General features: G+C 56.3%; 25 protein-coding genes. 21 read left to right on the top strand and 4 right to left on the bottom strand.

The features are described 5' to 3' along the window. On the bottom strand, positions 1-1218 hold the full coding sequence (locus DBQ51_RS14345) for a 3D domain-containing protein (protein WP_107631898.1): 1218 nt from the start codon (positions 1216-1218) through the stop codon (positions 1-3). A gap of 287 nt (positions 1219-1505) precedes the next feature. Here DBQ51_RS14345 and DBQ51_RS14350 point away from each other — a divergent pair, with 287 nt between their 5' ends. The 8 genes from DBQ51_RS14350 to DBQ51_RS14385 all read left to right on the top strand — a co-directional run bounded on the left by DBQ51_RS14350 (position 1506) and on the right by DBQ51_RS14385 (position 9717). Further along, entirely contained in the window at positions 1506-2375 is an 870-nt protein-coding gene (locus tag DBQ51_RS14350; RefSeq protein ID WP_054327135.1) for a helix-turn-helix transcriptional regulator, read from the top strand. Positions 2376-2684: 309 nt separating this feature from the next. Further along, complete coding sequence (locus tag DBQ51_RS14355; protein ID WP_242977946.1) at positions 2685-3746, top strand: Ldh family oxidoreductase; 1062 nt, start codon at positions 2685-2687, stop codon at positions 3744-3746. A gap of 18 nt (positions 3747-3764) precedes the next feature. Then, positions 3765-4559: an HpcH/HpaI aldolase family protein gene (locus tag DBQ51_RS14360; RefSeq protein WP_054327136.1), complete on the top strand. Its 795-nt coding sequence runs from the start codon at positions 3765-3767 to the stop codon at positions 4557-4559. 36 nt (positions 4560-4595) lie between these two features. Beyond that, the gene (locus DBQ51_RS14365) at positions 4596-5573 is read left to right on the top strand and encodes a tripartite tricarboxylate transporter substrate binding protein (protein WP_107631899.1); all 978 of its coding nucleotides are present in this window, start codon (positions 4596-4598) and stop codon (positions 5571-5573) included. A 97-nt stretch (positions 5574-5670) separates the two neighbouring features. After that, positions 5671-6159, top strand: a complete 489-nt coding sequence (locus DBQ51_RS14370; RefSeq protein ID WP_054327138.1) for a tripartite tricarboxylate transporter TctB family protein — start codon at positions 5671-5673, stop codon at positions 6157-6159. 12 nt (positions 6160-6171) lie between these two features. Continuing rightward, entirely contained in the window at positions 6172-7686 is a 1515-nt protein-coding gene (locus DBQ51_RS14375) for a tripartite tricarboxylate transporter permease (RefSeq protein ID WP_054327139.1), read from the top strand. Between the two features lie 12 nt (positions 7687-7698). Then, complete coding sequence (locus tag DBQ51_RS14380; protein WP_054327140.1) at positions 7699-8670, top strand: hydroxyacid dehydrogenase; 972 nt, start codon at positions 7699-7701, stop codon at positions 8668-8670. A 3-nt stretch (positions 8671-8673) separates the two neighbouring features. Then, positions 8674-9717 carry a transaldolase family protein gene (locus DBQ51_RS14385; RefSeq protein ID WP_107631900.1) on the top strand — a complete coding sequence of 348 codons (1044 nt, stop codon included), beginning with the start codon at positions 8674-8676 and terminating at the stop codon, positions 9715-9717. A 62-nt stretch (positions 9718-9779) separates the two neighbouring features. Here DBQ51_RS14385 and DBQ51_RS14390 read toward each other — a convergent pair whose 3' ends face one another. From DBQ51_RS14390 to DBQ51_RS14400, 3 genes are read right to left on the bottom strand one after another with little or no spacing between them, the layout of a single operon-like run. Beyond that, the gene (locus tag DBQ51_RS14390; RefSeq protein ID WP_107631901.1) at positions 9780-11237 is read right to left on the bottom strand and encodes a D-alanyl-D-alanine carboxypeptidase family protein; all 1458 of its coding nucleotides are present in this window, start codon (positions 11235-11237) and stop codon (positions 9780-9782) included. Continuing rightward, positions 11227-11466 (bottom strand): hypothetical protein, encoded by a 240-nt coding sequence (locus DBQ51_RS14395; protein ID WP_054327144.1) that lies wholly within the window; start codon positions 11464-11466, stop codon positions 11227-11229. Before DBQ51_RS14395 ends, DBQ51_RS14390 begins: the two co-directional genes overlap by 11 nt. A 36-nt stretch (positions 11467-11502) precedes the next feature. Continuing rightward, on the bottom strand, positions 11503-12537 hold the full coding sequence (locus tag DBQ51_RS14400) for a nucleoside recognition domain-containing protein (protein ID WP_107631902.1): 1035 nt from the start codon (positions 12535-12537) through the stop codon (positions 11503-11505). Positions 12538-12635: 98 nt separating this feature from the next. On the opposite strand from DBQ51_RS14400, the gene DBQ51_RS14405 reads away from it, so the two are divergent. The 13 genes from DBQ51_RS14405 (at position 12636) to coaD (ending at position 24107) form a co-directional block, all read left to right on the top strand. Continuing rightward, positions 12636-12896, top strand: coding sequence for a YabP/YqfC family sporulation protein (locus DBQ51_RS14405; RefSeq protein WP_054327147.1), 261 nt, complete (start codon positions 12636-12638; stop codon positions 12894-12896). A gap of 21 nt (positions 12897-12917) precedes the next feature. Next, positions 12918-14162 (top strand): sporulation protein YqfD, encoded by a 1245-nt coding sequence (locus tag DBQ51_RS14410; protein WP_107631903.1) that lies wholly within the window; start codon positions 12918-12920, stop codon positions 14160-14162. Positions 14163-14188: 26 nt separating this feature from the next. Then, complete coding sequence (locus DBQ51_RS14415) at positions 14189-15202, top strand: PhoH family protein (RefSeq protein WP_107632188.1); 1014 nt, start codon at positions 14189-14191, stop codon at positions 15200-15202. Then, positions 15199-15693: an rRNA maturation RNase YbeY gene (gene ybeY / locus DBQ51_RS14420; RefSeq protein WP_054327150.1), complete on the top strand. Its 495-nt coding sequence runs from the start codon at positions 15199-15201 to the stop codon at positions 15691-15693. The genes DBQ51_RS14415 and ybeY overlap by 4 nt, the downstream gene beginning before the upstream one ends. After that, positions 15693-16160 (top strand): diacylglycerol kinase, encoded by a 468-nt coding sequence (locus DBQ51_RS14425; RefSeq protein ID WP_107631904.1) that lies wholly within the window; start codon positions 15693-15695, stop codon positions 16158-16160. Before ybeY ends, DBQ51_RS14425 begins: the two co-directional genes overlap by 1 nt. Continuing rightward, the gene (era, locus tag DBQ51_RS14430; RefSeq protein WP_107631905.1) at positions 16157-17053 is read left to right on the top strand and encodes a GTPase Era; all 897 of its coding nucleotides are present in this window, start codon (positions 16157-16159) and stop codon (positions 17051-17053) included. The genes DBQ51_RS14425 and era overlap by 4 nt, the downstream gene beginning before the upstream one ends. Next, on the top strand, positions 17054-17806 hold the full coding sequence (gene recO / locus DBQ51_RS14435) for a DNA repair protein RecO (RefSeq protein WP_107631906.1): 753 nt from the start codon (positions 17054-17056) through the stop codon (positions 17804-17806). A 36-nt stretch (positions 17807-17842) separates the two neighbouring features. Then, entirely contained in the window at positions 17843-18256 is a 414-nt protein-coding gene (locus DBQ51_RS14440; protein WP_107631907.1) for a hypothetical protein, read from the top strand. A gap of 19 nt (positions 18257-18275) precedes the next feature. After that, on the top strand, positions 18276-20666 hold the full coding sequence (locus tag DBQ51_RS14445; RefSeq protein WP_107631908.1) for an endonuclease MutS2: 2391 nt from the start codon (positions 18276-18278) through the stop codon (positions 20664-20666). Between the two features lie 181 nt (positions 20667-20847). Further along, entirely contained in the window at positions 20848-21111 is a 264-nt protein-coding gene (locus DBQ51_RS14450; RefSeq protein ID WP_107632189.1) for an HPr family phosphocarrier protein, read from the top strand. Between the two features lie 133 nt (positions 21112-21244). Then, positions 21245-23068 (top strand): excinuclease ABC subunit UvrC, encoded by a 1824-nt coding sequence (gene uvrC / locus DBQ51_RS14455; protein ID WP_107632190.1) that lies wholly within the window; start codon positions 21245-21247, stop codon positions 23066-23068. Between the two features lie 3 nt (positions 23069-23071). Next, on the top strand, positions 23072-23653 hold the full coding sequence (gene rsmD, locus DBQ51_RS14460; protein ID WP_054327154.1) for a 16S rRNA (guanine(966)-N(2))-methyltransferase RsmD: 582 nt from the start codon (positions 23072-23074) through the stop codon (positions 23651-23653). Then, positions 23622-24107, top strand: coding sequence for a pantetheine-phosphate adenylyltransferase (coaD, locus tag DBQ51_RS14465; RefSeq protein WP_054327155.1), 486 nt, complete (start codon positions 23622-23624; stop codon positions 24105-24107). Before rsmD ends, coaD begins: the two co-directional genes overlap by 32 nt. The last annotated feature ends 2 nt before the right edge of the window (positions 24108-24109 follow it).

A 24109-nucleotide genomic window follows, 5' to 3' on the forward strand; every position in this document is an offset into this window, starting at 1 on the left:
TCAGCTTAATATGTATACTTTGGCTGGACGGACGCCAAACTGGTCCGCTTCCTCATCAGTCATGAAGAAGAGATCGATACGATTTTCCTTGATCAGCCCGCCGGTATCCTCGGCGATGCCGGGGCCATACGACCAGGACTGGTCGCCTCCGTCTGAAACGACATATACACGGCTGCCTAATGGGATTACCCGTGGGTCGACTGCAATGGTTCCATACCGCGTGGTCGTGCCGCTGGCAGTGATCAGGCCGCCGTCCTCGATTCGATGATAGGCGGTTGCAGTTACGTCAATGACTGAAGAATACTGAAACGTTGAACCATCTGCGGCTGTTATGGTTTTTGAAGCAGTATCATCTTGGATACCGGCGGGGACGGACCAGACCTGCGACCGTCCCGCAGTAGACAACTGGCTGCCGGAAGCGCTGTCTGCTGCGGTGCTGCCGGCGTCTGCTGTGTCATACCCGTCTTGCTGTACCGGCTCAGCCGGTTCTACGGTAGATCGCTTTTTTGTCCCCTGTTCAATGATGCAGTTAACAGGCGCAAGGACTTCTTCTTCAAAAACCATTTCCTTTTCGAACGGGACGCCGTCATGAAGCGTGATACGGTAAGTGATTTCGGTTTCGCCATTCCTGCCGTATTGCAGTATGTGCTGTGTTCCGTCTACCATATCGGAATTTTGGCGGGTTTCTACTTGGAAAGGGGTTGTTATTGTTTCGACCTCCGAGCGATAGCTTACTTCAGTAATGGAGATTTCCGTATTTTCCACCAACCATCGGTCAAGTCCTGGCACTACAATATCATTCTCGCCCACAGCAATGCCGACCTGCTCCAACAGCTCGCCTACGGTGCAGGCCGTAAAGGGGACGGTCATAGTTTGATCTTTGGTTTTGATCTGGGCACTCAATTCCTGATCCAGCGTGAGGTAAGTGGTATTACCCTCTCTGCGCTGGGCGATCACCTTCAGGTTTTGAAAGTTTGAAATTTTTTGTGCCTCGGCGATCGTGCCGGGATGCAGCCGGACGGTTTCATAACGGTTGCCGTCAGTCAAAATATATGTATGGGAGGAAAGCTTGACCGCCAGGACAATCAAGCTGAGAATGACACAAAGCAGGAGCAACACCAGAGCAGTGAGGATATTGGAATAATGCTTCCCAATATCCTGCAAGGTTTCGCGTGTTTGAGGGGGATGCGCTGACAAAAAAGTTTTCTTTTTTTTCATATATCGTATTCCGCTTTCCAGTTTGATCAAAGTGAGGTAATGTACCTGTAATATTTATCGGACGGTTTAAGGCAAAATAAATATTTTAATGCAATATATATTTGGGGTAGAGAGCCAAGGCAGTAAGGGCGTCCGGTGGCAGAAAGCTTGAGGTCGATAGGGGGATTGTGTGAAAAAGTAAAATCTGCTACAATAAGCTTGCTTTACCAGTGGAAAGTGTGGAGTGCGCGGCGGATGGTCCGGTTGAGGACTGCGGTGGGAAGCAAAAAAGAAGGGGAGGCGGGAGCATGCGGGACATTGAGGTTGTATGGACCTTTATGCTGGATTATATGCGTGGATGGGGGATACGAGAGCATAGCCATGACTTTTACCAGATGTACTATGTAGTTTCAGGGGAAGCGGATATGCTGTTGGACAGGCAGAAAGTCCATTTATATCCCCATCTCTGCGTTGTAATTGAACCGGAGCAGCTGCATGAACTGCCTGTGATCTCAAGCGGGAGGCTGCGGATCATAGATACAAAATTTTATCTCCATAATTCCAATACCATGGATGAGGTGCATTGCCTGCCACGCTGTTTTGAAATTGAGGACAATGAATTTGAAACCGCACTTTTAGGAGCGCGAAACGAGTGGCAGTCCAATGCACGGTACAGTAGAGAAATGGCAAATGCTCTTTTTGAGCAGGCATTCTATATCTATATCCGTAAAAACGGCTCTTTTGTTGAAAGGAATTCCTTTTCACGTGCGATTGACCACATCATAGCCAACCTGACTGGCGTGGAAAAACAAATTGCCGACTATGTTTCCGTGCATTTTGCAGAGGATTTCACACTGGATCAGTTGGCAGAATCCCTGAAATACAATAAAAACTACCTCTGCAAGCTGTTTAAGCAGGCAACGAATTTTACGATTATCCATTATGTGAATTATTTAAGGGTTTGTAGGGCTTATGAGCTGATCTGCTATTCCAGTTATAGCTTGAATGATATTAGCGTATTGTCAGGCTTTTCCAGTGTGCATTATTTCACATCTGTATTTAAAAAAGTAACGGGTAAAACGCCGGGGGAAATGCGCGATTTGGAAAAAGATGCCATGTACACAGCGATACAGCAGCATGGAAAGTTCAGCTATCGTTATTATAAAGAGCCGGAATAGGGAAAGAGAGTACACATGGTTTGCATGGTGTACTCTTTTTGTTTGCAAGAAAAGCGGATAGGTTTGATAAAAATATACAAAATGGGCGTTTGAATATTTGGCAACAAAAGTTAAGATAGTGAAAAGGAAGTTCAATATTATGCAAAGACAAATTGCCTGTAAACTGTTATATTATTGGCATAAGAGATAACTGTTTCTCAAAAATAAAGAAAAATATAGCAAAAAAGCATAATGAAAGCAATTTGACAGTATCGTGCGATTATCTTTAAAAATGAATATTTTATAAAGGCTAAAGGGAGGGTCTGAAAAGTGGATGATCATATTCGTTTGTGCGATGATAAAAAAATTGTAGCTTTTATTGCAGACTTATATGAAAAAGCCGGCGTAGACAGGGAAACAGCGGAATTGCATGGCGTTGGACTGGTAGAGGCCAGCTTGCGCGGCGTGGATTCACACGGAATTATGCGCACAGCGGCTTATTTTGAACGCTATCGCAAAAAAGCAATTAATGTGAAGCCGGATATTAAGGTGGTAGCCGGAGAAAAGGCATTTGTGGTTATGGATGCCGATAATGCTTCGGGCTTTGTTGCTTCCCGATATGCTATGGAGCATGCAATTATGCTGGCTCGAGAGTACCATATAGCGGCAGTATGCGTGAAAAATAGCAATCATTTTGGCGCCGCAGCTCTGTATGCACAAATGGCGGTGGATGCCGGTATGGTCGGTATGGCGTCAACTAATGTTCGGCCTAATATCACGGCGCCGGGAGCAAAAGGGCGCGTTGTTGGTAATAACCCTTTCGCCATTGGGATCCCCACTTATGACGATTACCCGTTTATGCTGGATATGGCACTTTCTGTTGTTGCGGGTGGGAAACTGAAAATGGCGATACGCAAAGGAGAAAAAATTCCGTTGGGCTGGGCGACGGATGTGGAAGGAAACCCGACAGATGATCCGAAGAAAGGTTTTGATGGTTACTTCCTTCCGGTAGGAGGGTTCAAAGGATTGGGAATCGCTTATGTGATTGATATGCTCTGTGGTGTAATGACTGGCGGTGCATTTTCGGATCATATCAAGAGCATGTACGCAGAGCCAGATGATCCAAGCGGGACCTGTCACATGTTTATTGCGGTAGATTGTGATGCAATTATTGGAAAGGAGGAGTTAAGAGCGCGTATTGCAGAATACCGGCAGTATATACGGTCTATCCCTGTGGTGGGGGATGCGCCGCCGTTGAGTTTTCCGGGAGAGATTGAAGAAAACTGCAAACGAGAACGGCAAAAAAACGGTATCCCGCTGCCGTACAGTATTTACAGAGAGCTGGAGGCATATGCGGAGCGCTATCAAATACCGTTTTCTATTGAAAAATGAAGAAAGGATTTTAGGTCTATGCTGCGTTTAGATGAAACATTTCATAATCCTGTTAAAAAGCTGCTGAAAGAGAAGAAAAAGATCCTTGGCGCATGGTTGCAAATGGCAAGCCCTTATGCGGCAGAAATATTTGCTAAGGCTGGGGTAGATGTTTTAATGATTGATATGGAGCATGCGCCGAATGACCCATTGAGTATGCTGGAACAACTCAGGGCAATGGGGCGCTTCAGCTCAATTCCATTTGCCCGCGCGCCTTGGAACGACTTGGTAACGATTAAGCGCATGCTGGATGTCGGGTTGTATGGCCTGCTCATCCCCTATGTCAACACAAGAGATGAGGCGGAACGAGCGGTTCAGGCATGTAAATATCCTCCGGAAGGGATGCGTGGCATAGCGCCTTCGCCGCGTGCCGGTGGCTTTGGGATGAATTCACAGAACTATCTGGCGCATGCCAACGATGAAATAGTGGTTATGACCGCTGTAGAAACAGGAACGGCAGTCAAGAATCTGGATGAAATCCTGCAGGTGGAAGGACTGGATGGAATATTTATTGGCCCGATGGATTTAGCCACTTCAATGGGGTATTTTTGCAATCCGTCTGCGCCAGAAGTACAGGAAGCAATACATACGATTGAAGAAAAGGTGTTTGCGAGTGGAAAGTTTTTAGCCACTGTTGCAGGAAATTTTGAGGCGGCAAAAAAACTATATGACCGTGGCTACAGTATGGTGGTTGCCTTTGCGGACGGCGGCACTTTGGGACGAGTAGCGCGCGAGCAAGTCGAGCTATTCCGGACTGCTTATCCGGAACGATAATATGGAAAGAGACAAACTAAAAAAGGAGGCAAAAAAATGAAACGGTTATTATCAGCTTTGTTGGTCGGTGCGCTTTGTACGGGTGTATTAAGTGGCTGCGGCTCAAATGAGAAGCCGAGTGCGGGGGATAGCAGCGACTGGCCTTCACGGCCAATCACGGTTATAGTACCATATGGAGCAGGAGGGGATACGGATTTTAATGCGCGTGCCTACCTCGAAGGGCTGGGCAGTGAGTTAGGGACATCGGTTGTAGTCAGTAACGTTACTGGGTCCGGCGGCTCAATTGCAAGTCGTCAGGTAAAGGATTCCGATCCGGATGGATATACGGCGCTTTTTTTCCATACAGCAATGAATGTTAACCAGGCGATTGGCACAGCGGACTTCGGACTGGATGATTTCAAGTTGTCGGCAGTGGTCGGCAAGGGGCCTGGCGAGATTATTGTAGCGCGGAAAGATGCGGGCTACAATAACCTGGAAGAGCTGAAAGAGTACACGCAACAGCATCCGGGTGAGGTAAAGATGGGTATAGAAACCGGTACAATGGTGCATATCAACGGAAAGCAGATGCAGGATGCCGGTATTGATGTATCCTTTGTGGATGCGGGCGGCGCTTCCGATCGTGTTGCAGCGTTGGCGGGTGGACATATCGATTTAATTATCAACGCATATGGCACGGTTAAAGATTATCTGGAAACCGGTGAGTTTGTTGCCTTGGGACAGGTGAACGCAGAGCGCAGCGAGGGCTTTCCGGAAATTCCGACCGCTATAGAGCAAGGATTTGACATTCAACTTGAAAAATATTATTTCTTCGCTTTCCCTAAGGATACTCCGGATGAGATTGTACAGAAATTTGCGGATGCCTGCAAGGTTGTGAGTGAGCAGGAGGACTACGCGACCAGCATTATGGAGGCTTACCGCCAGACGCCGTTTTACGCAGATGCCGAGGAGGGGCGGGCATTGCTCGATTCCACCAAGGAGATTATTGATAAATACGCAGCAGAGTTGCTTTCTTAAAGTGGATGCGGGATAGGGAACGGCAAGTCCGTTTCCTATCCTTGCAGAAATAAGATAAAAATAAGCTGGACGTCTAACTGGTAAGGAGGCGGATTTGTTGAGGAAATATAAGGATGCAATTGTTGGTGGACTTGTCATTCTTGCGGCGGTTGGCTTGTTTGCGGCGAGCCTTACGATACAATCACTTTCGCTTAACCTAATAAAAGCGGATTTCTTCCCGAAGATGGATGCGATTCTGCTCGGCATACTGGGAATAGCGCTGCTTTGGGATGGATTGAGGAAAGCGGGACAGGCGTCGGAGGAATCAAAAGGCGAGGAGAAAAGCGGGATGTCGCAGGGTACTCGCTGCATGATTATAACGCTGGCGTTGATTGCAGTATATATTTTCTGTCTGGAGCCGATCGGATTCCTGCTATCGACCTTTGTTTACCTGGTCATACAGATGCTGGTGTTAGCGGATGAGTCACACCGGAAAAAGAAAGATATTCTGCTGTTCGTGATATTGTCGCTTGTTGTATCAGCCGGTATTTACCTTCTGTTCACACGTGTATTTTACCTGATGCTGCCAAGCGGATTGTTGGGTTAAAGGAGGCGTCGCATGTTATCTTTGATCGCTACAGGGTTTGCAGAGGTCTGTAACCCGCTGTGCATTGCTTTGATTGCAGGCGGTGTCCTGCTTGGTATTATTTTTGGATCGATCCCAGGGCTTTCGGCAACCATGGCGGTGGCGCTCTGCCTGCCAATGACCTATGGTTTGGAGCCTATCGCAGGCATGGCATTGCTACTCGGCCTGTATATCGGCGGTATTTCGGGCGGCCTGGTCGCGGCAATATTGCTGCGTATCCCCGGTACACCGGCTTCGGTGGCAACCTGCTTTGACGGTTACCCGCTGGCCGCGAAAGGGCAGGCCGGTAAGGCGCTGGGAGTGGGTATCTTTTTCTCTTTCATTGGTACGTTGCTTGGCTTGGCTGTGTTGATGTTTATTGCACCATCGCTGGCAAGCGTTGCGTTGAAGTTCAGCTATTATGAATATTTTGCTGTAGGTGTTTTTTCTATTTCCATGATGGCCAGCCTGATCAGCGGGTCGGTTGTCAAGGGACTGGTCAGTGGTGCAATTGGCTTGGCGTTTGCCATGGTTGGCGCGGCACCGATTGATGGCATCCCGCGTTTGACGTTTGGTTTTCATGCGCTGGATGCCGGGTTTGATATTCTGCCCGTCCTGATTGGTTTGTTTGCAATTTCTGAGATTATCAAGGCTGCAAAGGAAAAGGGTAAGCCGCAGGGAAAGGTATTGCAGGACTTCAAAATTAAGGGCTTCGGCTTCTCCTTTGCGGAATTTAAGAGCCAGATCGTGAACCTGTTCCGTTCTGCGGCAATCGGAATAGGTATTGGCATTTTACCGGGCATCGGAGGAGGAACATCCAATATTCTGGCCTATACAGCGGCAAAGAATCAATCCAAAACACCTGAAAAATTTGGTACAGGCATTATTGATGGCATTGTTGCCTCCGAAACTGCCAATAACGCTTCAATCGGAGGTGCGCTGGTGCCATTGATGACACTGGGCATACCTGGGGACACTGTGACCGCTATGCTTTTGGGTGGCCTGATGATTCATGGCCTGAACCCAGGACCGCTTCTGTTTCAGAATAACGGCCCGCTGGTATATGGTATTTTTGCGGCCTGTCTGATTGCAAATGTGTTTATGCTGTTGATGGAGTACTTAGGCATTAAGGTATTCGCACGCGTATTGACCGTGCCAAAGCACATACTTCTGCCGATTATTATGGTTCTATGCGTTGTCGGTGCGTTTGGTGTGAATAACCGCCTGTTTGATGTTTGGGCAGTCCTGTTCTTTGGTATTGTTGCGTATTTGCTGGAAAAAGGGGGCTTCCCGCTGCCGCCAATCATTCTCGGATTCATACTGGGTCCAACGATAGAAACCAATCTCCGCCGCGGGCTGATGCAGTCAGAGGGAAGCATCGCTCCGTTTTTCACTCATCCGATCAGCTTGGCATTTCTGATTATTACGATGATTGTTATTGTCCTTGCAGTTCGTAAAGAATTAAGAGCGCGGCGTAGCAATCGGGTGGAAAAAGAAGGGAAATCGTAAAAGGAGTGCCGCATGAGAAAAGTATATATCAGTGAACCGATCCATGAAGATGCGATTCGCCTGCTGGAGCGATCATTTGAGGTTGTGCAGGGCGGCGGCGCTGCGGATATTGCCGGACGCGCATACGGTTGCGAAGCGATACTGGTCCGCGTCGCCAGAATAACAGAGGAAATAATGGATGCTCTACCCGGACTGCGCGTGATTGCAAAGCACGGCATAGGCGTGGATAATATTGATGTACAGGCAGCTACAGCGCGTGGCATACTGGTGGTCAATGCGCCGACAGCAAATATACATGCCGTTGCAGAGCATACAGCGACGCTTATAATGGCGCTGCTGAAAAATTTGGTCTTTCTGGATGCAATGACCCGCAACGGTGGTTTTGAAAAACGAAATCAGCATATTGTGACTGAATTGCGGGGGAAGAAGGTCGGGTTTATTGGCTTTGGTCGAATCGCCCGTTTGGTACGGCAAAAGCTGTCCGGCTTTGAGGCTTCCTTTCTTGCTGCCGATCCTTTTATGGAACCAGAACAGGCAGAAGCGTTTGGTGTGACACCGGTAGATATGGAAAAACTTTTGGAACAGGCTGATGTAATTAGCCTGCATACACCGTTGACACCGGAAACACACCATTTGATAGATCGGAATGCGCTGGAAAGGATGAAAAGAAGCGCGTTTCTGATTAATGCCGCCCGTGGGGCGGTTGTAGATGAACAGGCGTTGGTGGAAGCGCTACAGGCGCGTCGGATTGCCGGCGCTGCGCTTGATGTATTTGAAGAAGAGCCACCGGCGGAGAACTGCCCGCTTTGGGGGTTAGACAATCTCATTGTGTCTCCGCATAACGCGGCGCTGAGCGATGCAGCGATGCGAGCAATGGGGATGGACAGTGCACAGGGGATTTTGGACTGTTTGGAGGATCGGCGTCCCGCGTATATGGTGAACGCCGAGGTATGGCACTGTGGAAAAACCAAAAGAGAGGTATGACAAATGAAGGCGAATTATTTCCAACGTGTACAGGCACAGACACCAACCCGGTTCTGGATTAATAACGTTACGAGAGAGCAGGCGCGTCTGGCAATCGAAGCAGGGGCGGTCGGCTGTACTCAGAACCCTGCATATACATGGAAGATGATGGATGCTCCGGAGGAAAGGGAATACGTTTGTTCTTTGCTGGATCCCATTTTACAGCAGGAGGCAGATGATACGCAGGCATTGGTTCAGCTCCAGCGTGCGTTGGTAGAACGTGTGGCTCGACAGTTCATGCCATTATATGAAAAAAGTGGCGGCGATTTAGGATTGGTCAGCATACAGGGCGATCCTTTCCATGAGGATTGTGATACGATTGTGTGCTACGCACGCTATAACTGCTCTGCCTCCCCCAATATTATTGCGAAGATACCTGTGACAGAGGAGGGGCTGAAAGCGATCGAGGTGGTGCTGCAGGAAGGAATATCAGTTAACGCTACCGAAGTACTAAGCGTACGTCAGGCGCTGGATGTCTGCCGGGTCTATAACCGTATTACAGAAGGGGTGGCCAAAAAACCACATATTTATTTCTCCCACATTACAGGTATTTTTGACCAATATCTGTCTGAACAAGTTGCGCGTGAGGAAATTGAAGTCTGTCCGGACGCATTGTGGCAGGCAGGTATAGCGGCGGCGAAAAAAACCTATTGGATGACGAGGGAGGTATGCCCTAAGATGGGATTTATCGGCGGCGGCGCCCGTGGGCTTCAGCATTTTACCGAAATGGTGGGCGCGGATGCCTGTATAACAATTAACTGGAAGGGAACAGCGGATCGCTTAATTGAACAGGATATGCCTGTCGTACAGCGGTTCTTCATGCCTACCCCCGCATCCGTCATTGAGGAGTTGCGGGCCAAGCTGCCCGATTTTCGCAAGGGATACGATGTGGATGCTCTGGAGCCGTCCGAATATGAGGATTTTGGGCCGGTCGTATTGTTCCGGTCGGGGTTTGAAACGGCCTGGAAAAACGCGCTGGAATTTATAGCTGAGCGACGTAGGGGATAGACACAAAAAACACCGCGCGTAAGCACGGTGTTTTTTGTGTCTATTGGGATTTCTGCTCTGTATCAACGGCGCCGCCTACGCTGGTAATTGGAATTTTCGTAACGGGCACGCATGTTTTTGCGCTGCTTCCGCCGGCGCATGCCGCCGAACGTCAGGTTGAACAGAATGTAGAGTACGACAAAGATTGCCAGCACGACCAAGATCACCTTGAACGCAGTGCTTTTGAAGAAGTTTTCGAGCTTGTCCGCATAATACAGGACGTTGCTGCGTTCCACGTCGTTGAGCGAAACCAGCTCGACCGTGCCGTATTCGACGCCGCCGTAGGAGTAGGTGATGCTGCCGATGACATCCCCCGCCTTGATAGGGGCGTCCTTGCTGTCCGGTATGGTGGGGAACTGCTCCAGTTGGTCGACCTCCAAGTTTTTGGGGAGTGTGGCGACAAGGTCGTTTTTGGCGGTCAGCACGACCTCGTCCGCGTCTGTGGACAGGCGGACGTTGACGTGCGTGATCTCCTGCCCCTGCTTGGCCAGCGTTTTGGAGACAAAGTTCTCAAAGCCCCAGTCGAACAGACGGTTGGTTTCGGTAAAGCTCTTGGCGACAGTCGAACTGTCCGGCGCGTCCGCGCAGCCGAGCAGGACCGAATACAGCTTGGCCCCGCCCTTTTCCGCATAGGAAACCAGGCAGTTACCAGCCTGCGAGGTGTGACCGGTTTTAATCCCTTTGGCGTAGACGTTCGACCAGGGATCGGTGCGGCGGAAAATGAGCTGGTTGGTGGTGAAAATGATGCGCGAATCGTGCATGTTGGTCGCAGGCATCCGATACTGTGCGGTTTCGGCGATCGTAACGAACGTCTCATCCTGCATGGCAGCCTGCGAGATCAGCAGCAGGTCGCGCGCGGTGGAATAATGGTCGTCCGCATGCAGGCCGCAGGGGTTGGAGAAATGCGTGCCGGTGCAGCCAAGCTCCTGCGCGCGCGCGTTCATCATGTTGACAAATTCCTCGTACGATCCACCGACATGCCGCGCCAGCATATAGGCCGCCTCGTTTGCCGAGGGAAGCATGAGCGCGTACAGCAGGTCGATGACACGCACCTGCTCGCCGACCTTGATATCGGCGTTTGAACTGTCGGCCGTGACGTTTTCAAAGTCCGACTCCTGTGCGGTGACGATCTCCTCCAGATCCTCGACATGCTCGAGCGTGAGCAGCGCGGTCATGACCTTGGTGGTTGAGGCGGGGTAACGCCGCTCGTCCGCGTTTTTTTCATACAGCACCATGCCTGTATCGGCGTTGACCAGCAGCGCGGCGGTGGCGTCGATCAAGGGATCGGCCAGGCCGCCGGCTGTGGTGCCGCTTTCAATTTTTGCGTCTCCGCCCTCCGCGGCGTCGGTGTCGTTCTGGGAGGAGAGCGTGTCGTCCTCTCCTACGGTCGCAGAGGCCCGCGGGAGCGGCGCGGCGGAAAATAAAAACAGGAAACAAAGCGCAAGCGCGGTCAGGCGGCGGAAAAAAACATTACTTTTCATGCGGATCCCCCAGAGAAAAGTCTGCGTCGGTGAAATGGCCGCGTATGGCCGCGGGCTTGGGCGGGATGCGGCGCAGCGGGTCGTACCGGAACGCACGGCAGTGGTCGGTGCCGTCGACAACGCCGCGGCGGCGGCAGGCGATGCGCTGCCCGTCCGCCAAGGGGGAGCCGTGCGCGCAATAAATGCAGCGTGGCTCGATATCCTTTCGCAGCAGCTTTTTCAGCTTCATGCGGATGGTCACTCCATTCTTATGTACTGTGACCCATTATATCTTATTTTTCGTGCTTTTTCCACCCCAAATTAATAACAATACCAAAACGCCGAGCAGGACGGCGCCGGTCAGGTTAAAGGCACGGGGGGGCGCGGCGGCGCCTGCGAACACGGCCAGCGCCCTGGGGGAAAGCTGGAACAGCAAAGCGGTACACACGGCGGCAATCGTGCCGTGGAGCAGCTTGCCGAGCGTGAAAGCGCCGGATGGGAGCGCGAACGGAGCGGTCAGCGCGCGCGCCTGGAACTGTACGGCCAGCCCGCCGAAGCCGAGCAGGAAGGACGCCAGCGTGAGCTGGGCGCAGATGGTCAGGGGAAGCAGCGTCAGCTCGTCAAGACCGTTGGTCAGCTCGATCAGGCCGGCCAGCATATCGCCGTACGGCAGAGCGCGCAGGGCGGGACGGAGCAGCCGCAGCAGGACGGAAAAAACCGTCAGGAAGGCGGTGACGGTCAGCGCGGTGCGCGCGGCCTGCTGCGTGGCACCGCAGAAAGCGGAGGCAAAGCCTTCCCTGGGCGCAGCGGCCGCTCGCCCGCCCGCTGACTGCGCCATGGGGCCGCGCGCCACGACCAGACCGGTCAGCAGCGCGGACAGCGCGTGTATGCCGTAGAGGACCGCGCCGGTCCGCGCGCTGCCGAACACGCCCAGCCCGACCAACCCAATACAGAAGCCCGGGCTGGCGCAGTTGCAGAACGCGTTGACCCGCGCGGCGGCTTCGCGCGACAGCGCGCCCTGCTGGAGCAGCTCGGCCACGGTGGCCGCGCCGACCGGATAACCGCCGGTCAGCCCCAGTATGACCGCGGGCGCGGCCTCGGGCGGCAGACCGTACAGCCGTGCGAGCGGCCGGGCGGCAGCCCGGCCGAGCCGCTCCGCCAGTCCGGAACGGACAAGCAGGCCGCTGGCCACGAAAAATGGGAACAGCGCAGGCAGCGCCTCGCGGCCGGCAAGCGCTAGACCTTCACGCACCCCGTCCGCGCAGGCGGCCGGGCAGAGCAGGAACGCCGCGAACAGCGCAAGGGAGAAAAACAGCTTCATTGACCTCACCCCGGTTGACAGAGATTCCCTATTCTATGTCCGGCAGGCAAGTTTCATGCCGGCGCCGCATACAATAGCCCGAACGGAGGAGGGGACGCATGGCGCACGATGGGTTTGGGGCGGCGATTCTGGAGGATCTGCACGGAAGCCGCCCGCGCGTAGAGATCATCGGCAACAGCCGCGTCGTGGTGGAGAACCACCGCGGGATACAGGAGTATGACGACGGGCTGCTCCGCATCAAATGTTGCGGCTGCGAGGTGCGCATCACGGGCGCGGGCCTGACGCTCGCGGCGCTTTCGCTGGATGAGCTGGCGGTGACCGGAACGATCGTTTCGGTGGAATACACCACGGCGGGCTGATGCCGAAAGGGAGGGAAACGGATGGTTGGGCGGCTTTTGCTGCTGGCGCGCGGACAGGTGCGCGTCCGTGTGACGGGCGCGAGCCTGCCGCGCTTTCTCAATGCCTGTGCGCGGCACGGTATTACGCTGCGCCGCATGAAACGCACCGCATGGAACGAGATGTACGCGACGCTGTCGGTCGCGGATTTCCGCGCGCTGCGGCGGTATATGGGGCGCACGGGCTGTCGGGTGCATATCGTGCGGCGGCGGGGCGCGCCCTTTGTTGCCGCACGGCTGCGGCCGCGGTACGCGCTGTGGGGCGGCTTTTTTGCGCTTGTGCTGCTATGCTGGATTTTGCACGCCCATATCTGGTCGATCGAAACGAATATTTCCGCCGCGCTGCCGGAAGGGGAAATCATGCGGCAGCTTGATGCGCTGGGCGTACATATCGGCGCGCGGCGGAGCGCGATCGATACTGGAAGGATCCGGTGGAAGATGCTGCAGCTGCAGCCGGATATGACGTTTTTTTCGCTAAATATACAGGGGAACCGCCTGACGGTGGAGGCATATGGCGAATCCCCGCCTTCTGAACTGTTGGACCAGAGCGCGGTCACCAAGGTCGTTGCAGCGCGCGACGGGGTTGTGCGCCGCATTTTGGCGCAGGAAGGGCAGCCGGTGGTAAAGGCGGGCGACGCGGTCTCGGCCGGAGATACGTTGATCAGCGGGCTGGTTCCACCTACACGGGAGGAAGGGAACTACCACCTGACGCACGGCCGCGGCGAGGTGGAGGCGTATACGGCCTATCATACCGCGCGCGTCCGCGCGCTGACAACGGAGAAAAAGGCTTATACGGGAAAGGTGAAGCGCCAGTACGCGCTTGTTTTAGGAAATAAACGGTTAAATTTATATTTTGGGAGTGGAATTTCCAGCAGCACCTGTGATAAAATAATAGAAACCAAAACGCTGTGGCTGTCCGACAGCGTGGTGTTCCCAGTCTCGCTGGTCAAACAGACCTATGTGTTTTATGAAACCGAGACGGTGACCCAAACCGCGGACGAGGTGCGCGTGGATATGATCTCCCGCGCGCTCGGGGATATCGCCGCGGGCATGGACGGCATGATCACCGGCCATGAGGAAACGATGGCCGAGCAGGCGGGGGCGGCGGTTTTGCGGCTGTCGGCGGACGCGGTCGAGCAGATCGGCGTGGAGGCGGTCGATGACAGCACGATTCCGGAAAAGGAGTCGGAGGAGGATGCCGGGGCGCAGCAGCGTCCCGCGCAGGGATAAAACACCAGGAAAGTAAGGTGCAGACCATAGAAAAGACAATCCAGATAGAGCGGATCGAGCTCCTGATCGCGGTATTCGGGGCGTTCGATGAAAATATCAAGCTGCTGGAGCGCGAACTGGGGGTTTCGGTCGTCAGCCGCGGGACCGAGCTGAAGATATCCGGCGGCGAAGCGGAGGTGGAAATCGCTGCGCGTACGATCGGCACGCTGGCCGGAATGGCGGCGCGCGGCGAGACGGTCGGCACGCAGACTGTGCAGTATGTGATCGGTCTGGCGCGCGACGGGCGTGAGGCCGAGGTGCATACCATGGGCCGCGATGTTCTGTGCATCACGGCAAAGGGCAAGCCGGTCAAGGCTAAAACGCTCGGCCAGAAGCGGTATATGGAGGCCATCCAGAAAAACACGATCGTCATGGGTGTCGGTCCGGCCGGCACGGGCAAGACCTACCTTGCCGTGGCCGCAGCGGTCGCGGCGTTCCGCGACAAGCGGGTGTCCCGCATCATCCTGACGCGCCCGGCGGTCGAGGCGGGGGAAAAGCTGGGCTTTCTGCCCGGCGATCTGCAGAGCAAGGTAGACCCCTATCTGCGCCCGCTGTACGACGGGCTGTTCGACATGCTCGGCGCGGAGAATTTTGCCAAATACCAGGAGCGCGGCTCGATCGAGGTAGCGCCCCTAGCCTATATGCGCGGCCGCACGCTGGACGACAGCTTCATCATCCTGGACGAAGCGCAGAACACCACGCCCGAGCAGATGAAAATGTTCCTGACCCGTCTGGGATTCGGCTCGCAGGCGGTCATCACGGGCGATATCACCCAGATCGATCTGCCGGACGGCAAGGCCTCGGGGCTGAAAGAGGCCCTGCGCGTGCTGGACGGGGTGGAGGGCATCGCCCAGTGCTACCTGACCGAAAAAGACGTGGTGCGGCATGAGCTGGTGCAGCGCATCGTCAAGGCTTATGCGGACTACGAAAACAAAAAGGGCAGGGGGAAGCCGGCGGAAAGCCGTCATCCCGCTCTCCGGCGCAAAGGGGACAAGCGATGAACCATCAGATCAACATCGGCTTTGAAACCGCGGTGGAGGACGAAGCCGAGGTCGCCGCGCTCATCCGCACCTGCGCGCTGCGCGTACTCGAGAGCGAGGGCGTGCCGTTTTGCGCGGAGATCGACGTGACCGTGGTGAACGCGGATACGGTCCGTGAGATGAACGCCGCGTATCGGGATAAGGACGCGGTGACCGACGTGCTTTCTTTCCCGATGTACGAATTTGTAAACGGCGCGCCGCAGGAGCGGCTGGAGCGCGAGCCGGATTCCGGCCGCGTCATGCTGGGCGATATGGTGCTGTGCTATACGCGCGCCTGCGAGCAGGCGGCGGCGTTCGGCCATTCGCCCGCGCGGGAGTGCGGTTACCTGACGACGCATTCCGTGCTGCACCTTTTGGGCTACGACCATGAGCGGGGTGACGGGGACGCACGCCTGATGCGCGGCAAGGAAGAAGAAAATCTGGCCTTTCTGGGCCTGACGAGAGAGGCGTAATGAAAAAAAACATCCGAAAACTGCATGAAAGTTTTCTCAATGCGTTTCGTGGACTGGGGCTGTGCATCCATGGGGAACGCAACTTCCGCGTGCATATGGTGACCGCGTTTTATGTGACCATATTCGCGCTGCTGGGCGAAGCGACGGCGGCAGAAGCGTCTATTTTGTGCGTCTGCTTTGGGCTGACCATGGGTGCCGAGCTGATGAATACGGCGATTGAGCGACTGTGCGACCGGCAGGCCAGCGGGTACGACGGGTTTGTGCGCGATGCCAAGGATATCGCAGCGGCGGGCGTGTTCGTCTGCGCGGCGGCGTGTGTGGCGGTCGGCGTATGCATTTTTATCGGGGAGGGCGTGCTGGCCGCTGCCCTGCAGTACATTTTCGCGCACTTATGGGTCGCTATGGCGTTGCTCGCGTCCGCGCCCGCTGCGCTGTGGTTTATTTTTCAGTATGGGAGAATGCAATGAATCAGATTACCAAAACGGCGGTCATTTCCGTGGTCGGCCGCCCGAATGTAGGGAAATCCACCCTGACCAATAAGCTGGTGGGGCAGAAAGTGGCCATTGTGTCCAGCAAGCCGCAGACCACGCGCACCCGCATCACCGGCATACTCAACCGAGACGGCACGCAGTATGTTTTTCTGGACACGCCCGGCCTGCACAGGCCGCGCAGCCGTTTGGGCGACTACATGTGTAAGGTTGTGACCGACACCGTATCCGAGGTGGACGCGGCGGTGCTGGTGGTCGAGCCGATCGCCAACATTGGTCCGGCCGAGGAGAGCCTGATCGCACAGCTCAAGCAGCACCGTATGCCGGCTATTCTGGCGATTAACAAGATCGATACGCTGAAAAAGGAAGAGCTTCTCGCGGTAATCGCCGTTTACGCGCAGGCGCATGACTTTGAGGCGGTCGTCCCGATCTCTGCGCGCACGGGGGAGGGGCTGGACGAGCTGCTGACCGAGATCGGCAGATACGCGATCGAGGGGCCGCAGCTGTTTCCGGAGGATATGGTGTCCGACCAGCCGGAGCGCCAGCTTGCGGCCGAAATCGTGCGCGAAAAAATGTTGCGTCTGCTCGACCGCGAGGTTCCGCATGGCGTGGCGGTCGGCGTCGAGCGATGGAACGAGCGGGAGGACGGCCTGATCGAAATCAACGCGGTCATTTATTGTGAAAAGGCGAGCCACAAGGGCATCATCATCGGCAAGCAGGGTGCGATGCTGAAGGAGATCGGCCGGCAGGCCCGCGTGGACATTGAACGCATGCTGGATGCCAAAGTGTTTCTTGAGCTTTGGGTCAAGGTCAAGGAGGGCTGGCGCAACAACCAGTACCAGATGCGCAATTTCGGTTACGAGGAGCTGTAAATGGCCGAGGTCAAGCTGCGTGCGCTCGGCCTGCGCGAGGTGGATTTCGGCGACTACGACCGTTATCTGACAGCGCTGACCGCGGATGGCCGCAGGATAGAGATTTTGTGCAAAAACGCGCGGCGGGGAAAAAAGCAGAATCCCGCCGCGCGGCAGTTTTGCTACTCCGAATTCATCCTGTATGAACGGGGCGGGAAATATACGCTGCGCGAGGCGGGGCTTGTCCACTCGTTTTTTCCGCTGACACAGGATATCGAGCGGTACGCGCTTGCCTGCTATCTGGCGGAACTGGCAAGCGCGCTGGCCACGCCGGACGAGGACAGTCCGGCACTGTGCGTCCTGCTGCTGCACGCGTTGCGCGCGCTGGAAAGCGGCGGGCGCGAGCCGACGCTTGTCAAGGCTGCGTTCGAGTGGCGCGTGATGGCCGAAAGCGGCTATGCGCCTGACCTTTCGGGCTGCGGCGTGTGCGGCAGGGGGATCGAACGGCCGCCCGTGTATTTTTCCGTCCGCGCGGGTACTGCGGCGGACGGCGTGTGCGCGGAGCGGGTGGGGGGCTATGAGCGCCTTGCGGATTCCGCGCTGCGCGCGCTGACGCATGTATTGACGTGCGACACCCGCAGGGTGTATGCGTTTTCTCTGACCGGACTGGCGCGCGCGCAGTTCTGCCGCATGGGCGAGGCGTATGTGTTGTACCACCTCGGCCGCGGGTTCGACAGCCTGGCATTTTACCGGTCGGTCGCGCCGCTGGAATAGCTGTTTTATGCTGCAAGAGGGGGAGGCAGGTAAGACATGAAACTCACACGCAAACAGACCGCGCTGCGGTACAACTGGTATGTGCAGCTCGCTGTGGATGCGGCGGCGTTGCTGGTGTTCGCGTTGAGCTGGCACAGGGGCGTGGTGCTGTTCCCGTGGGTGGCTGCGCTGCTTCTGGTCTCGCTCGGTAATGTGTTTGCGTGCGGGCGCAGCCTGCTTGGCACGCTCAAGCGCATGCTGCCGAATGAGGAATACCAGCGGCTTGCCGCACGCTATTTCCCTTATGGGAACCGCTGGCTGTGGACGATGCTGCAATACAAACAGATGAAAGGTATGGCCGGCGAAAACGGCCGCGCAGTCCTGCGCCTGTGGCTGGGTGTGATCGGTGTGTGCGCGGGGTCGATGCTGGCCATCTATCTGGCGTCATATCTGCTGACAATTGTTTTATAATACGCTTCAGGAGTAAACCATGAACAGATTAGGCGAAAAATCCTTAAAAACACTGGAATATTACGAGATCCTCGACCGGCTCGCGTCACAGGCCGCGTCCGAGGCGGCAAAGGAGAAGTGCCGCGCGCTCCGGCCGCTGGATGATCATGAGCAGGCGCAGGTCTGGCTGGATCAGACGACCGATGCGAAAAACCGGATGATCCGGCAGGGCAGCCCAGGGTTCGGCGGCATCCGCGAGGTGGGTGCGATTTTGCTGCGTGCGGACCGTGGCGGCACGCTGAACCCGCGCGAGCTGCTTGACGTGGCGAGCCTGCTGCAGACCGCGCGCCGCGCGCTGGTCTACGACGCGGAACACGAGGAAAAGACCACGCTTACGCCGATCTTCGGCCTGCTGACCGGTAACCGTGCGCTGGAGGAGGCCATCACAACCGCGATTGTCTCCGAAGAGGAGATTGCGGACGGGGCATCCTCAGAACTGCTCTCCATCCGCCGCGAGCTGCGCCGCATCTCGGGCAAGGTGCGCGAGACGCTCAACCGCCTGATCTCGGGCGAGCGCTCCAAATACTTGCAGGAAACCATCGTCACCCAGCGCAACGGGCGCTTCGTCGTGCCGGTTAAGGCCGAGCACCGCGGCGACATCCCGGGCTTGGTGCATGATACCTCGTCCACGGGCGCGACCGTGTTCGTCGAGCCGCGGCAGGTGGTTGAGATCAACAATCAGATCAAGGTACTCGAGGGCCGTGAGGAGGCTGAGATCGAGCGCATCCTGGCCGAGCTGTCAGCCGAGGTTTCCATGCACAGGAGTGCGATCGAGCAGGATTATGATGTGCTGACAACGCTTGACTTTATTTTCGCGCGCGCAAAGCTGTCGTTTGAAATGAATGCCGCGCCGCCCGTGTTGGCCGCCGGCGCGAGTCGCTGCCGCCTGCTGCGGGCGCGGCACCCGCTGCTTGATAAGGACAAGGCCGTCCCCATCGATATCGCGATCGGCGGGGAATACGATACGCTGGTTATCACCGGCCCGAACACGGGCGGCAAGACCGTGTCGCTCAAAACGCTCGGCCTGCTGTCGCTGATGGCGGCGAGCGGCCTGCACATTCCGGCAAACGAGCAGTCCGAGATCGGCCTGTTCGAGCATGTCTACGCGGATATCGGCGACGAGCAGAGCATCGAGCAGTCGCTTTCGACCTTCTCCGCGCACATGAAGACCATTGTGTCTATCATGGACTGCTGCGGGCAGGGCGACCTGGTGCTGTTTGATGAGTTGGGCGCGGGTACCGATCCGGTCGAGGGTGCGGCGCTCGCGGTCGCGGTGATCGGCTATGCGCGCCAGATGGGCGCGTGTGTGGCTGCGACCACGCACTACGCGGAGCTGAAAACCTTCGCGCTCACCACCGATGGGGTGGAGAACGCCTCGTGCGAGTTCAATGTGCAGTCGCTGCAGCCGACCTACCGCCTGCTGACCGGCATCCCCGGCAAGTCCAACGCGTTCGCCATCGCGGCGCGGCTGGGGCTGCAGCCCACCATCATCGAGCGGGCGAAGGAGCAGGTCTCGACCGAGGACGCGCGCTTTGAGGACGTGCTGGCCGAGCTGGAGCGCGAGCGCCGCCGCATCGAACAGATGAAGGAGGAGGCGCAGAAAATGCGCGCCGCCGCGCAGTCCGAGCGGGACAGGATGCGCGCCGAGCGCGACGCGGCCGAGGCGCGCGCGGATAAGCTGCTCGAGGGCGCGCGCAGCCAGGCGGACCGCCTCCTCAAAGACGCGCGCATGACTGCCGAGACCGTGTTCGACGAGCTGGAGGACATGAAAAAGAAAGCGCAGAAGGATACGGCCGGACAGAACTTGGCCGCGGCCAAGGCCGCGCTGCGCGGCGTTATCACGCAGACCGAGAACGAGCAGCGGCGCGGCATCCAGAAGCGCGTGGTCGAGGCAGACGAGCAGCGGCCGGTCAAAAAGGGCGACCGCGTGCGGCTGATCAACGTGGGCGGCGTGCTGGCCGACGTGCTCGCGCCCGCGGACAAAAGCGGCAACGTGCAGGTGCAGGCCGGACCGATGAAGATGACGGTCAAGGAGAACGAGCTGCGCATCGTGGAGGAGCAGGCGCCCGTGAAAAAGTCGGTCCAGCCCCGCCGCGACGCGCCGAAGCGCGAGCTGAACATCCGCTCGGCGGAGAGCGAGGTGGATGTGCGCGGCATGAGCGCGCAGGAGGCGCTGTTCGAGGTGGATAACTTCCTTTCCCGCGCGCTTATGGCCGGCCTGCCCTCGGTCACGGTCATCCACGGCAAGGGGACGGGCGTGCTGCGCAACGCGGTACAGCAGCATCTGCGGTCAAACAAGCGTGTCAAGAGCGTGCGCAGCGGTGTGTACGGTGAGGGCGAGCAGGGCGTGACCATCGTCGAATTGCGGTAAAAACGCATCGTTTTGGGAATAGAAAACCGATGTGCAGGGCAAAATGCCATATATTCCGAAAGAATGCAGGAAATTTTCATTAAAAATACAAAGGGTGCGCGGGCATTTTATCCTTGACGAAACTGACAAAAGGCGCTATGCTATATATATCGGATTTGAAGAAATAGGAGCGATGCAGATTATGTATTCGAAAGAGGTACAGGTTACCAATCAGGTAGGTTTATATGCCCGACCGGCAACTTTTTTTATTCAGAAAGCCAATGAATTCAAGAGCACGATTCTGGTAGAGAAGGAAGAGCGCCGCGTGAATGCGAAGAGCCTGCTCGGTATCCTTTCCCTTGGCATTACCAAGGGTACTACCATCAACCTGATTGCGGACGGACCGGACGAGGAAGAGGCGGTATCCGCATTGGTTGAGTTGATTACGTCCAATTTCACCGACTGATTTTATCGCATCCTGCAAAAAAGCGCCGATATCGCATCGGCGCTTTTGTTTTACCCTGCGGCTTTTGTTAAAGGGTAAAGCGGGAGGCTGGCGCTTCTTTAACGCGCCACAAGGAAGAAAGGGGCGGCCCGCCATAAACAGGGAGCAATTAAAAGAGCGTGTGCGCAAGCTGCCCATGCAGCCAGGCGTATACCTGCACAAGGACAAGACTGGTAAGGTAATCTACGTCGGAAAAGCGAAGCTGCTGAAAAATCGGGTGTCCAACTACTTCCAGGCGCCGGAGCGCCTGAACCCGAAAACGCGGCAGCTTGTCAGCCATATCGCGGATTTCGACATCATTGTGACCGAGACCGAGTTCGAGGCGCTGGTGCTGGAAAATTCGATGATCAAAAAGTACAAGCCCAAGTACAACATCCTTCTCAAGGACGACAAGGGCTATCCGTATATCCGGCTGAATATGGACGCGCCGTATCCGGCGTTTTCCGTGGTGTCCAAGCCGGGGCATGACGGGGCGCGGTATTTCGGCCCCTACCCGGGGCGCGTGGCCGCGCGCCGCGCGATCGATACGATCAGCGAGGCGCTGCATCTCAAAACCTGCTCGCGCGTGTTCCCACGCGACATCGGCAAGGACCGGCCGTGCCTGAACCAGCATTTGGGACGTTGCTGCGCGCCCTGCACGGGTAAGGTCAGTCCGGAGGAGTACCATGCGCTGATCGGCCAGGCGGTCGCTTTGTTTGAGGGCGACGCAAAGCGGCTGGAAAAGGAACTGACGGAGAAAATGAATGAAGCGGCCGAGGAGCTGCAGTTCGAACGCGCGGCGCTGCTGCGCGACCGCCTGCGCGCGGTGCAGCGGCTGGGAACGCGGCAGCATGTGGTCGCGGGCGCGTTCGCGGAGCTGGATGTCGCGGCGTTTGTGCAGGGGCAGACGCGCGCCTGCGTGTGCGTGCTGCACTATGGCGGCGGCGCGCTGCAGGACAAGGAGTACACCCTGTTCCATCTGACCGAAAGCGATCCGGCCGAGGTGTTGTCGTCGTTCATCAAGCAGTATTATGCGCAGCGCGGCGCTGTGCCGAAAACCATACTCCTTTCGCACGAGCTTGAGGAGCAGGAGGCGGTGGCGGAATACCTGTCTTCGATCGCGGAGCGACGGGTCGAACTGGCGGTCCCGCAGCGCGGCGAGCGCCGCGTGCTCACCAGGCTCGCGGAAAAAAACGCGCGCGAGGAGATCGAGCGCAGGGAAAAGCAGTCCGAGCGGCGGCACAAATCGCTCGAGCTTTTACAGAACGTCACCGGCATGGCCGCGCTGCCGCTGCGGCTCGAGGCATACGATATCTCCAACTTCGCGGGGCAGGATACGGTCGGCTCGATGGTTGTGTTCACGGAAGGGCAGCCAAAAAAAAGCGACTACCGCAAATTCCGGATCGCCTGCGCGGCCAACGGGCAGGACGACTACGCCTCCATGCGTGAAATGCTCACCCGCCGCGTACAGCGCTATGTGGACGGGGACGAGAAATTCACGCCGCTGCCGGGGGCCTTTTTGATCGACGGCGGCCTGGGGCATGTTCGCGTTTGCAAGGAGGTGCTGGATTCGTTCGGGCTGACGACGCCCTGCTTCGGCATGGTCAAGGACGATCATCACCGCACGCGCGCGCTCGTTGCGCCGGACGGGCGCGAGTTCGGCATCTCGGCCACGCCCGCGCTGTTCGCGCTGATCGGCCGCATCCAGGAGGAGGTACACCGGTTTGCCATTGAGTATAACCGCAAGCTGGGCGGCAAAAAGGTGCGCGGTTCAACGCTTGACAAGATCGAGGGCATTGGGGACAAGCGGCGCGCCGAGCTGCTCCGGCACTTTGGCAGCATCGAGAACATCCGGCAGGCGAGCGAGCAGGAGCTTACGCGGGTGTTGCCGCGCAATGCGGCGCAGGCGGTATACGATTTTTTCCATAAGGAGGACTGAAGTATGCGTGTGGTATCCGGCTCCGCGCGCGGCTGTAAATTGCAGCCCGTACCCGGCATGAGTACCCGCCCGACGACCGACCGCGTTAAGGAAAATGTGTTCAACCTGATCCAGGAGCATGTCCGCGGCGCGGAGGTACTCGACCTGTTTGCGGGAACGGGGCAGCTTGGGATCGAGGCGCTTTCGCGAGGCGCGCGGCACTGTGATTTTGTGGAGTGCGATAAGGCGGCATACAATATCGTGTGTAAAAATACAGAAACCGCCCGCGTGGCCGACCGCGCCTCGCTACACCGGAAAGAGGCGGCCGACTTTGTTTCCTGTGCTGGAAAGCGGCGCTACAGCTTGATTTTTCTCGATCCCCCTTACGGCGGCGAAATTCTGGAAAATGCATTATTACAAATAGAAACGTTTGACATTCTCTCTACAAATGGTATAATAATATGCGAAAGTGCAGTAGAGGACCGGTTTGCGCACGGGTTTGAGGTCGTCCGCGAACGTCGCTACGGCGCGACTTTGATTACCGTTCTGCGGAACGGCGAAACGGATGAAAAGCATGAGAGTAGCGATCTATCCGGGCAGCTTTGACCCGGTCACCTTGGGACATCTGGATATTATCCGCCGCGCGTCGGTCGTGTTCGACCGGCTGATCGTTGCGGTGATGCATAACCAGAATAAAAAGCCGATGTTTTCGGTGGACGAGCGTATGGATTTCCTGAAGCGGACGACAGGCGACCTGCCTAACGTGGAGGTCGCGTCGTTTGGCGGCCTACTCGCGGATTATGCGAAGCAGGAGGGCGCCTGTGCGGTGGTTAAGGGACTGCGCGCGGTTTCGGATTTTGAATATGAGTTCCAGATGGCGCTGGCGAACCGGAAGCTTAATCCTGAATTGGACACGGTGTTCCTGATGACGAGTGCGGAGTATATGTATTTATCCTCGTCCGTAGTAAAGGATATTGCGGTGCATGGCGGCAGCGTTGCCGGATTTGTCCCTGCAGAAATCATAGACGATATTGTGCGCCGCACAAGAAAGGAAGGCTAACG

Origin of the sequence: Agathobaculum massiliense (assembly GCF_900291975.1) — a bacterium.
Classification (GTDB): Bacteria; Bacillota; Clostridia; order Oscillospirales; family Butyricicoccaceae; genus Agathobaculum; species Agathobaculum ammoniilyticum.